The 10,746-nt window shown below is 69.9% G+C and carries 9 protein-coding genes; 2 read left to right on the top strand and 7 right to left on the bottom strand.

The features are described 5' to 3' along the window. Positions 1 to 47 precede the first annotated feature (47 nt). The 3 genes from ABD333_RS35245 to ABD333_RS35255 all read right to left on the bottom strand — a co-directional run bounded on the left by ABD333_RS35245 (position 48) and on the right by ABD333_RS35255 (position 4,152). Positions 48 to 1,097 (bottom strand): BMP family lipoprotein, encoded by a 1,050-nt coding sequence (locus ABD333_RS35245; protein ID WP_344546884.1) that lies wholly within the window; start codon positions 1,095 to 1,097, stop codon positions 48 to 50. Positions 1,098 to 1,472: 375 nt separating this feature from the next. Continuing rightward, positions 1,473 to 2,999, bottom strand: coding sequence for a M20 family metallopeptidase (locus tag ABD333_RS35250; RefSeq protein ID WP_410558435.1), 1,527 nt, complete (start codon positions 2,997 to 2,999; stop codon positions 1,473 to 1,475). Then, positions 2,986 to 4,152: a glutamate--cysteine ligase gene (locus ABD333_RS35255; RefSeq protein ID WP_344546908.1), complete on the bottom strand. Its 1,167-nt coding sequence runs from the start codon at positions 4,150 to 4,152 to the stop codon at positions 2,986 to 2,988. Before ABD333_RS35255 ends, ABD333_RS35250 begins: the two co-directional genes overlap by 14 nt. Before the next feature lie 419 nt (positions 4,153 to 4,571). Between ABD333_RS35255 and ABD333_RS35260 the strand changes: the two genes are divergently transcribed. After that, the gene (locus ABD333_RS35260) at positions 4,572 to 5,831 is read left to right on the top strand and encodes a D-alanyl-D-alanine carboxypeptidase family protein (RefSeq protein ID WP_344546885.1); all 1,260 of its coding nucleotides are present in this window, start codon (positions 4,572 to 4,574) and stop codon (positions 5,829 to 5,831) included. A 177-nt stretch (positions 5,832 to 6,008) separates the two neighbouring features. Continuing rightward, on the top strand, positions 6,009 to 6,449 hold the full coding sequence (locus ABD333_RS35265; protein ID WP_344546886.1) for a nuclear transport factor 2 family protein: 441 nt from the start codon (positions 6,009 to 6,011) through the stop codon (positions 6,447 to 6,449). A 10-nt stretch (positions 6,450 to 6,459) separates the two neighbouring features. On the opposite strand, the gene ABD333_RS35270 is transcribed toward ABD333_RS35265, so the two are convergent. Genes ABD333_RS35270 through ABD333_RS35285 form a run of 4 tightly spaced genes read right to left on the bottom strand, consistent with a single transcriptional unit; the run spans position 6,460 to position 10,228 of the window. Next, entirely contained in the window at positions 6,460 to 7,521 is a 1,062-nt protein-coding gene (locus tag ABD333_RS35270; protein ID WP_344546887.1) for a YihY/virulence factor BrkB family protein, read from the bottom strand. A gap of 38 nt (positions 7,522 to 7,559) precedes the next feature. Continuing rightward, positions 7,560 to 8,096, bottom strand: a complete 537-nt coding sequence (locus ABD333_RS35275; RefSeq protein ID WP_344546888.1) for a 2'-5' RNA ligase family protein — start codon at positions 8,094 to 8,096, stop codon at positions 7,560 to 7,562. A 58-nt stretch (positions 8,097 to 8,154) separates the two neighbouring features. Further along, on the bottom strand, positions 8,155 to 9,219 hold the full coding sequence (trpS, locus tag ABD333_RS35280) for a tryptophan--tRNA ligase (protein ID WP_344546909.1): 1,065 nt from the start codon (positions 9,217 to 9,219) through the stop codon (positions 8,155 to 8,157). Between the two features lie 19 nt (positions 9,220 to 9,238). Then, complete coding sequence (locus ABD333_RS35285; protein ID WP_344546889.1) at positions 9,239 to 10,228, bottom strand: hemolysin family protein; 990 nt, start codon at positions 10,226 to 10,228, stop codon at positions 9,239 to 9,241. Positions 10,229 to 10,746: the final 518 nt, after the last annotated feature.

Below are 10,746 nucleotides of genomic sequence, written 5' to 3' on the forward strand. Positions count from 1 at the left end.
CGTGACACCGGCACCCTCCCGGGCCGGACGCGAGCTGACCGGCACCGTCACTTGGTGGGGACGGTGATCTTTCCGTCGATGATCTGCTGCTTGAGCTCGTCCAGCTTGGCCTGCACGTCCTTGACGGCGTCGGCGTTGGCGGTCGAGTAGGCGATGCCCTCGTTCTTGAGGTCGAAGGTCACCGGGCCCGACTGCGCGCTGCCCTTGCTCGCGCTCTCGACGAAGTTGAACACCGCGGTGTCGACCCGCTTGAGCATCGAGGTGATGATGTACGGCTTCTGCGCGGCCTCGGCCGTGAGGTACTGGTCGGAGTCGACGCCGATGGCGAACTTCTTCTTCTCGGCGGCGGCCTGGAACAGGCCCACACCCGACAGGCCGGCGGCGTGGTAGACCACGTCTGCGCCGCCGTCGTACTGGCCCTCGGCGACGGTCTTGCCCTTGGCCGGGTCGGTGAACCCGGAGAAGTCGGTGCCGCGCGAGATGTACTTGATGTCGATCTTGACGCTCGGCTTGACCTTCTTGGCGCCCGCCACGTACCCGGCCTCGAACTTCTTGATCAGCGGGGTGTCGACACCGCCGATGAAGCCGATCTTGCCGGACTTGGACTTGAGCGCCGCCGCGGCGCCGACCAGGAACGAGCCCTGCTCCTCGGCGAAGACGAGGTTGGCCACGTTGGGGGCCTTCACCGAGCTGTCGTCGACGATCGCGAACTTGGTGTTGGGGTAGTTCTTGGCGACCTTGCCCAGCGGACCCGCGTAGGCGAAGCCCACGGCGATCACGGGGTTGTAACCCGACTTGGCCAGCAGGTCCAGCCGCTGCACCTTGTCGTTGTCGCTCTCCCCCTTGGTGGCCTCGATGTCCTTGATGTCGAGGTTGAGGGACGACTTGACCTTCTCAAGCCCGGTGTACGCGGCGTCGTTGAAGGACTTGTCGCCCCGGCCGCCGATGTCGTAGGCCAGGCCGACCTTGACGGTCTTCTTGCCGTCGCCGCCACCGCCGCCACCGGTCTCGGCCTTCTTGCCACCGCACGCGGAGGCGCTCAGCGTGAGCGCAGCGCCCGTCAGCGTGACGAGCGAGATCTTGAGTCCACGGCGCAAGGTAGCGCTCCTTCCATTCCCCACCCAGGCATAGCGGCCAAAACCGGCCACTCAAATCGACTGGACGCTACCTCGCGTGTGGAGCAAAACATCCCACATGCACCGTTTCGCAACGCTGTCGTTACCAATGCGTACGCATATCTCCACAGGTCACAGCAGTGAAACGGAAGTCGATCATGGCAGGTTCCACGATCGGCAAGGCGGTCGCCCGCAGCATATCGGGCCGCGTCCGGACCGCAGTCCCGACGCGCCCCGGACTCTGGTCCGGACGGCTCCCGGACCAAGGTCCCGGTCCGGCCGAGCCGCCGAACCAACGACCCCGGCCCGCACGCGAGCGCGTGACCTGAGTGGGAGCGAGCCGCCAGGCGAAGCTTCCTACGACGATCGCGAAGCGATGTCGCGCTCGCCGCTTTCACGGTTCGAGTCCGAGCCGCCAGGTGAGGACTCGAGGCCGCGAAAGCCATCCCAGAGAGCCGTCAGCGCGGTGGCGGCCATGACGCGGATGCCGACGCCGATGCAGCTCTCGTCGACGTCGAAGTCGCCCCGGTGCAGGTCGTACTCCGTCGCCGAACCCGGCGTGCGGACGCCGAGGCGGGCCAGGGCGCCGGGGATCGACTCCAGGTACCAGCCGAAGTCCTCGCCGCCGAGGCTCTGCGGCGTGGGCACCGCGGCCTCCTCGCCTAGCACCTCGGCCGACGCGTCGCGGAACATCTGCACGCTGGTCGCCTCGTTGACCGTGGGCGGAACGCCGCGGACGTACTCCAGCGAGGCCTCCACGTCGTACGCGGCGGCCACCGACTGCAGGAGCGCCTTCATCATCTCGGGCGCCCGGTGCCAGGCCTCGTCGTCCAGGCAGCGCACGGTGCCCTCGGCGATGCCGTCGTCGGGGATCGCGTTGGCGACCGAACCGGCCGAGACCCGGCCCCAGACCAGCGACAGGCTGGACCGCGGGTCGACGCGGCGCGACAGCGCGGCGGGCAGCTCGGTGACGATCTTGGCGAGCGCGTACACCAGGTCGGCGGTGAGGTGCGGCCGGGCGGTGTGGCCGCCGGGACCGGTCACCTTCACGTACACCTTGTCGCAGGCCGCGGTGATCGGGCCGGTGCGCAGCCCCAGCTGGCCCACCTCGATGCGCGGATCGCAGTGCAGGGCGAACACGCGGTCGACGCCGCAGATCCCGCCGGCCGCCATCACGTCCAGCGCGCCGCCGGGGGTCTCCTCGGCGGGCTGGAACAGCAGCCGGACCCGGCCGGGCAGCAGCCCCGCCGCCGCCTGCTGGGCCAGGAAGAGACCGGCTCCGACGACCATCGTGGTGTGCACGTCGTGGCCGCAGGAATGGGCGACGCCCGGGACCGTGGAACGGTAGGGCACGTCCTTCTCGTCCTGGAGGGGCAGGGCGTCGATGTCCGCGCGGAGGGCGACGGTCGGGCCGTCCTCCGGGCCGATGTCGCAGAACAGCCCGGTGCCGCGGGGCAGCACCTGGGGGCGGAGCCCGGCGGCGGTCAGCCGCTCGACGATCCGCTGGGTGGTGCGGTGCTCGGCGTAGCCCAGCTCCGGGTGCATGTGCAGATCACGCCGGAAGAGCGTGAGCTCCTCCTCGTGCCGTGCCAGGAAGGAGTCGAGCTGCCGCTGCAGCGCCTCCCCGCCCAGCGTGATCCCCGCCGGGGCGAGCCCGGCGGCCGATGTCCCGCGCTGCTCGGCCGCCCCTGGGGCGGTCGGTGGTTCAAGGCCGGGCATCACCCCGGGTCCGGGTGTCGTCATATGTGCCCCCTGCGCCATGGCGGAACCGAACGGCGTCCGCCCAGTGGTCTGTTCGTTGTCGGCTCCGGCGCTGGATGTGCCGTCGCGCGGAGTGCCGCGGGGAGCGCGCGCGTCGCCGGGCGGCTCCTCAGGTCCCGACATGGGCGACCTCCCCCAGCGTGACGAATCTGTCCTCTGCCAATTCCGTGATCGCCGCCCCGACCACCTGTTCCAAGGTGCCGCCGTCGGCGCGGATCGCGCGCTGGCGTTCGTACGGTGCCCCGTGTTCGAGGACCTCCCCGGCCACCTTCAGCTCCTCCGCGCAGCCGAGGCGGTCCGCCACCGGTTCCAGCTCACGGATCAGCTCGTACAGATCGTCGCGGAGCGGGGCGGTGCTTCCAGTGTCATCGGTAATGACGATGGCGTCGAGACCGTAGCGGGTGGCGCGCCATTTGTTGTCGCGCACCACCCAGGCCGCCGGCCGCGGCAGGGTGTAGCCGCGGTCGAGCTGCTGGTCGAAAAGCGTCACGAGGCTCTGGCACAACGCGGCGGCCATGCCCACCTCGCGCAGGGTGGGAATGCCGTCGAACATCCGGATCTCGATCGTGCCGAAATCGGGATGCGGGCGGATGTCCCACCACACCTCCTTGATGCTCCGGATGGTCCCGGCACGCAGCAAGGTGTCCATGTAATCCTCGAACGCCGCCCAGTCGTCCAGCAAGTGGGGTGGACCGGCCGTCGGCAGCTGACCGAAGACGACGGCGCGGCTGGACGCCAGCCCGGTGTCGCTGCCGCTCCAGAACGGGCTGGAGGCGGTCAGCGCGAGAAAGTGCGGGAGGTACGCGGACAGCGCGTTGACGATCGGGATCGCCTTGTCGACGTTTCGCACACCAACATGAACGTGCACGCCGAACGTTTGGATCCTGCGGGCCAGCCACTGCATCTGCTCGACCAGCTCGGCGTAGCGCTGGATCGGCGCCATCACCGCGTCGCGCCAGTCACTGATCGGGTGGGTCCCGAGGCAGGCCAGCGTGATGCCGCGCGCGCCGGCGGCGGCGCGCAGCTCGGCGATCGTGCCGGTCAGATCGGCCTTGGCCTCCCCGACGGTGTGACAGATATCGGTCACGATCTCAACGGTGGACTCCATGAGCTCATGGCGAATCTTGGGGTTGTCGCCGCCCTCGCTGAGCGACGGCAGCGCGGCCAGCACCTCGCGCGCGTCCTGCCGAAGGTGCATCGTCTCCGCGTCGACGAGCTGGAGTTCCCACTCCACGCCCAGCGTCGCTCCGCGGGAAGGGTTGAAGTCAATGGCCACGGCCAACCTCCGTCCACAATCCTTGCAGGTCGATGCGTGGCACGTGGCGCAATTCAGCCACCGGGTCCCTAAGCCTGGACAAACGCCGTCCCAGGCCTGCCCGAGCCGGCCCGAGGGTCGGCGTTCACTCCATGATGGCGCCCGTGCCCGCCACCCTGCGGAAGTCCATGCCCTTTGCGGATCATTTGACTCGTACGGGCGGCGGCCGATCACGGCCGGTCACCCTTTTCGGTCACCTGTGCCCCGGGACACGCCACCCGAACGAACTAGTTCTACCTGACCCAAATACGCACCCGTCACGCAATGTGACGGTAGGGCATAGGTGACAATGGTCACTTCATGACCATCGGCCGCTTCACTCCGACACGTCGCGCACAGGTATCGATCCGCCGGACGTGTCGCCTAGTCTTCGGGGAATCATGAGGAGAACACGCCGCGCCGCCACCGCGTTCACCGTGCCGCTCGCCGCGGCGCCGCTCATCGCCACGCCCGTGTTCGCGGCGGCCCCGGCGACAGCGAGCCTGGCGACAGCGGGACCGGCGGCAGCAAGATCGGCGTCCGTGAGGCCCGCGTCCGTGGACCTGGCGGCCGGGGCCCGGACGGCGCCCGCCGACCCGGTCGGAGGGCCGCAGCTGGCGAGCCGGGGAGTCGTGCTCAACCCGGGCGCGGGCGTGCCCGCCGCCCCGAAGATCAAGGCCTCGTCGTGGATCATCGCGGACGGCGACACCGGCGAGGTGCTGGCCGCCAAGGATCCGCACGGCCAGTACCTGCCCGCCAGCACCCTCAAGACCCTCACCACGCTGGCGCTGATCCCCAAGCTGGACCCCGATCGGATGGTCCGGCCCAGCCAGCATGCCTGTGACGTCGAGGGCACCAAGGTCGGCATGACGCCGAAGATGCAGTACCGGGTCTCCGACCTCTTCCACGCGCTCATGATGATGTCGGCCAACGACGCGGCGGTCACGCTCGCCGAGGCGAACGGCGGGATGCGCAAGACGCTCGCCGACATGAACGCCGAGGCCCGGCGGATCAACGCCCGCGACACCCTCGCCGGCTCGCCGAACGGCCTCGACAAGGACCTCGGCCTCACGGTGCGGACCCAGCACACCTCGGCGTACGACCTGGCGCTGATCCTGCGGGAGGGCATGCGGAACCCGGCCTTCCGCCGCTACACCGAGAAGATCAACCACTGGTTCCCGGCGCCGCCCACCAAGAAGGAGCGCAAGAAGGGCAAGAAGACCGGCGGCTACCCGATCCACACGCACAACCGCATGCTGCCGGGCCAGCCGCACGAGTACGCGGGGATGCTCGGCGGGAAGAACGGCTACACCGAGAACGCACGGCAGACCTTCGTGGCCGCCGCGCGCCGCGGCGGGCACACGATCGTCATCTCGCTGATGCGCGCGGACATGCCGCCGTCGCGCTACGCCAAGCAGCTGCTCGACTGGGGTTTCAGGGCGCGCGGCAAGGCCAAGCCCGTGGGCACGCTGGTGCCGCCCGGCGACGTGGCGCCGCCGAAGAAGAAGGACGACGGCGTCGATGCCCTGCCGGGCGTGAACGCTCTGCCCGGCGACGACTCCGGCGCCGGCTGGGGCCTGCTCGCCGCGGGTGCCGGAGGCGCCGTGCTCGCCGCGGGCGTCCTCGCCTTCGTGCTCCGGCGCCGCCGTCACGACCTTTGAGCACGACCCGCTCCTGCGGCGTCGCTTCGATCCGGTATGCCCTGATCTGTCCAGGTGGTCGGCCGGTAAGCCTTCACTGACTGGCCGGGGCCGGATGTCGGGACTACCCTCCTCGGTGACGCCGGTCGGCAGCGCCGCGGGCTGGACGGCGGGCCGGCGCCTTCAGGAGGAAGCGTCGTGTCATATCGCCTTTCCTATGCGCCACCGACCGCACAACCTGCCTCCGAGCATGAGCATCCCAACGTCACCCTGCTGCGCGACGGCTACACGGCCTTCGCCAAGGGCGATATCGACTTCATCCGCGGGCTGCTGGCGGAGCAGGTCGTGCACCGCGTACCGGGGCACGGGCCGCTCTGCGGCGAATACCGCACTCCCGAAGAGATCCTCGGTTTCTACGTACGGCTGTTCGAGCTGTCCGGAGGCACCTTCCGCACCGAGCCCTACGCGGTCATGGCGGACGACGAGAACGGTGTCGCGCTCGTCCAGACCTACGCCGAACGGCCGGGCAAGGTGCTCGACTCCCGGGCGGTGGACGTCTTCCGCATCGACCACGGCCGCATCATCGAGATAAGGACGCTGGCCGAGGACCAGTACGCCGACGACGCGTTCTGGGCCTAGACGCCGATGCCTAGACGCCGTTGCCTGTCCGGGCGCCGGTGCCCGCGGGCTTCACGTTCCTGACGCGCGTGCTCTCTTCGGGCTCGGCTGCCGCGCCTGCCGCGGCGTTCGCTTCGGCCTGCTCGTCGTCCTTTTCGGCGACCTTCGCTTCGGCCTGCTCGTCGGCGCTCAGGACGACTTTGCGGGTCGCCGTCCAGGCCGCGACGAAGAGCACGAACCGCGACACGATGTTGATCCACACCATCAGCCCGACGAGGACGGCGAACGAGGCGTAGACCGGGTTCTCGGTGGTCCTGGCGAGCAGCAGCGTGGCGACCTGCTTGAGGATCTCCAGGCCCACGGCCCCGAACAGCGCCCCGCGGATGATGCGCCGCCATGCCGCCCGGGTGCCGGACAGCCGCGAGAAGAGCACCAGGAAGATGAGCGTGTTGAAGGCGATCGCGACCGTCAGCGACAGCAGGCGCAGCATCGTGCCCGCGCCGGTGACGTCGTCCAGGCCGAGCCAGCCCAGCACCATGTTGGTGGCCTGGGACGTGACCGTCGACACCGCCACCGAGCAGATCAGCGCCACCCCGAGGAAGATCAGGACAGCGGCGTCGTAGACCTTCTTGAGCAGCAGGTTGGTGTCGCCGTTCGGGTCGTTCCCCCAGATGTCGCGCAACGACTCGCGCAGCACCGACACCCAGCCGAGGCCGGTGAACAGCAGGCCGACCAGGCCGATCACCCCGACCGCCGCCTTGGAGCTGACGACCTGCTCGACCTGGAGCTGGTCGGACAGTCCGGGCAGGAGCGAGTTGATGGCCTCGACGAAGTAGTCACGGGCCTTGTCGCTGAACATGACCAGATAGCCGAGCAGCGCGTAGGCCAGCGCGAGCAGCGGGAAGAACGACAGGAAGGCATAGCAGGTGAGGGCTGCGGCCAGCCGGTCGCCGCGGCGATCCTGGTAGCGCTCGTAGGCGCGGACGAGATGGTCGAAGACGGCCCAGCGCTCGCGCAGACCGCGCAACCGTTCCTTGCCCGTCTCCTGCAGCCCGTCGAAACGGCGCCGCAGCCCGCCGATCGCCTGCCGCATGTCCCGCCCGTACCCTGTGGAGCCGATTCGATGCGCTATCAGATGATCACGTTGCGCACGGCGCCGTCGCCCGGGCCGCCACCGTCGAACACGAAGTCGCGCCGCGGCCGCCAGACCCCGTCGTCGCCGTGCTCGTACAGGGAGAAGCCCCACACCTCGAACTCGGCCTCGTATCCCGCCAGCTCCTTGAACGCCCGGTCCATGGCCTCCTCCGGCAGGTGATGGGCCACCGTCACGTGCGGGTGGTAAGGGAAGTCGAGCTCGCGGGACAGCGGGCCCGCCAGCACCTGGCGCTGGACCCGCTCGCACCCGGCGATCCCCTCGGCCACCGCCACGAACACCACCGGGGACACCGGCCGGAACGTCCCCGTGCCGCGCAGCAGGATCCGGAACGGGTGCTCCGCCGTGGCGATCAGCCGCAGATAATTTTCGATGGCGTCCAGGTCGCCGTCGCCGACCTCGGTCGGCGGCAGGAGGGTGATGTGCGTGGGTATCGCCGACGCGAGCGGGTCGCCGAACGACCGTCGCCTGCGCTGCAGCTCGGAGCCGTAGGGCTCGGGGATCGGGATGGCCACCCCGATCGCCCTGCGCCCCGTACCCGGACCACGCGGTGTGGCGGCGTCCGGGGACCGCCTAGTGGCCACGTCCCACGAACCCCACGCGTTCGCGCACGATCTCCATGGTGCCGGCCGCGACCGCGCTCGCCCGGGCCGCGCCGCGGGCCAGGATGCGGTCCAGCTCCGCCTCGTCGCCCAGCAGCTCGTGGGTGCGCTCGCGGATCGGCCCGAACGTGTCGAGCACGGCCTCGGCCAGGTCCTTCTTGAACTGGCCGTAGCCCGAACCCTCGTACCGCCGCTCCACGTCGTCGACCGAGCCGCCTTCGAGCGCGGCGAAGATGCGCATCAGGTTGGAGACGCCGGCCTTGTTGTCCTCGTCGAACCTGACCTCGGTGCCGGTGTCGGTGACCGCGCGCATGATCTTCTTGCGCATCGGGCCGGGCTCCTCCAGCACGTCGATGATGCCCTGCGGCGACGAGGCCGACTTGCTCATCTTGGCGGTGGGCTCCTGCAGGTCGGTGATCTTGGCGGCGCCCTGCGGGATGTAGGCCTCGGGCGCGACGAACGTGTCGCCGAACCGGTGGTTGAAGCGCTGCGCGAGCGTCCTGGTCAGCTCCAGGTGCTGGCGCTGGTCCTCGCCGACCGGAACGTGGAACACCCGCTCGCCCGGGCCGGGGGTGGGCGTGTAGAGCAGGATGTCGGCGGCCTGCAGGACCGGGTAGGTGAACAGCCCGACGGTGGTCGCGTCGGCGCCCTGCTTGGAGGACTTGTCCTTGAACTGCGTCATCCGGCCGGCCTCGCCGAAGCCGGTGAGGCAGCCGAGCACCCAGGCGAGCTCGGCGTGCTCGGGCACGTGGCTCTGCAGGAACAGGGCGGACCGCTCCGGGTCGACGCCCATGGCGATCAGCTGGGCGGCCGAGACCTTCGAGCGGCGGCGCAGCGCCTCGGGCTCGTACCGCACCGTGATGGCGTGCAGGTCGACGACGCAGTAGAACGCCTCGTGCGAGTCCTGAAGCGCGACCCACTGCCGCAGCGCACCCAGGTAGTTACCGAGGTGGAACGAGTCGGCGGTGGGCTGGATCCCGGACAGCACGCGCGGTGCGGGCGTGCCGGCGGTGGGCTGCTGGGGCGCTTCGGACATGTGCACGGAACCGATTCTCTCAGGCCTCGTTCGAGGCGGCGTCGTGGGTGGCGGTGACGCCGTCGCCGGGACCGCCGTCTCCCCCATCCGATGGGACGTCCCCGCGGGCGGGGGTGTTCGGGCTGACGCGCACCCGCTCAACGCGGCGCCCGTCCATCCGGGCGACCGCGAGCCGGCTGCCGCCGGCCTCGACCCAGTCGCCCTCGGCGGGCACCTGCCCGAGGACGGCCATGATGTGCCCGGCGACGGTCTCGTAGGGTCCCGCGGGCAGCCGGATGCCGGTCTCGGCGGCGAAGTCGTCCAGGTTGAGCAGGCCGTCGACCTCCACCACCCCGTCGCGCAGGCGGCGGGCTTGTGCGTCCTTGACATCATATTCGTCGCGGATGTCGCCGATGAGCTCTTCGACAAGGTCTTCGAGAGTGACGATCCCCGCCGTGCCCCCGTACTCGTCCATGACGATCGCCAGGTGGTGCCCCTCGCGGCGCATCTCCGAGAGCACCGGCAGCACCCGCTGCGACGGGGGCAGGTACTTCACCGGCCGCACGAGCTCCCCCACCGGGACCGAACGGTCGGCCACCTCGGGCACCAGCAGGTCACGGATGTGCACGAAGCCGATCACCTCGTCGTGGGAGTCCCGGCACACCGGGAACCGCGAGTGCGGGCTCGCGGCGGCGATCCGGGCGGCCGTGGACAGCGGCAGCGCCGCGTCCAGGAACACCACCTCGGTACGCGGCACCAGGACCTCGCGCAGGGGCCGTTCCCCGGCCGCGAAGACCTCCTCGATCAGGGCCCGTTCGTCGTCGGTGAGCTGGGTGTTCCCGGCGACCATGGCGCGCATGCGGTCGGCGGTGAGCTCCTCGCGGAGCGCCTGCGGGTCGCCGCCGCCCAGCCGCACGGCCAGGTCGGTGGACTTGGACAGCAGCCAGACCAGCGGCCGGGCGACCCGCCGCGGCGGCTGAGGGGGGCCGGGCTGCGGCGGCCCCTGCCGTCGCGGCTCCATCAGCTCCATTCGTTCAGCCTTTCCAGGTTCTCCTTACAGATAGCCTGGACCGGCATCGCGGCCCCGCCCAGACCCCAGAAGCCGGCCCGCCCAAATCCAGCCAGCCCATCCCAACCAGGAGGACTCGCCAGTGAAGCTTCTCTTCGCGGGTGGGGGCTTTCGGTCGTTTGGAACCTTCTCCGGCCGAGTACCGGCCGCTGCGTGTCTGTGCAGCTAGAGGGCCGGTTTTCCTAGGCACAGAGTCAGGTCTGATGGAGCCCCATGGCGCCCCATTCGGCCCCATCCGTGGGGATCGTGTGGGGACTTGGGACCATGGCTCACGGACCGCTCGGAGACTTGGCTACCTGGCTGGCCACCCCTGTGGCCACTAGCCGAGGGGAGGATGGGGCTATGGCACTTGGGGTTGCGTCCACGGAGATGGTGTACGAGTTTGACCAGGCCAGAGGGCGTGGCGTCGTGAAGTAGGACGGCCACCGCGTGATCCTTCGAATCGACCAAGATCTCGAAGGAAAGGAAACGCGATGGCC

Origin of the sequence: Actinomadura fulvescens (assembly GCF_039533225.1) — a bacterium.
GTDB classification, from domain to species: Bacteria; Actinomycetota; Actinomycetes; order Streptosporangiales; family Streptosporangiaceae; genus Spirillospora; species Spirillospora fulvescens.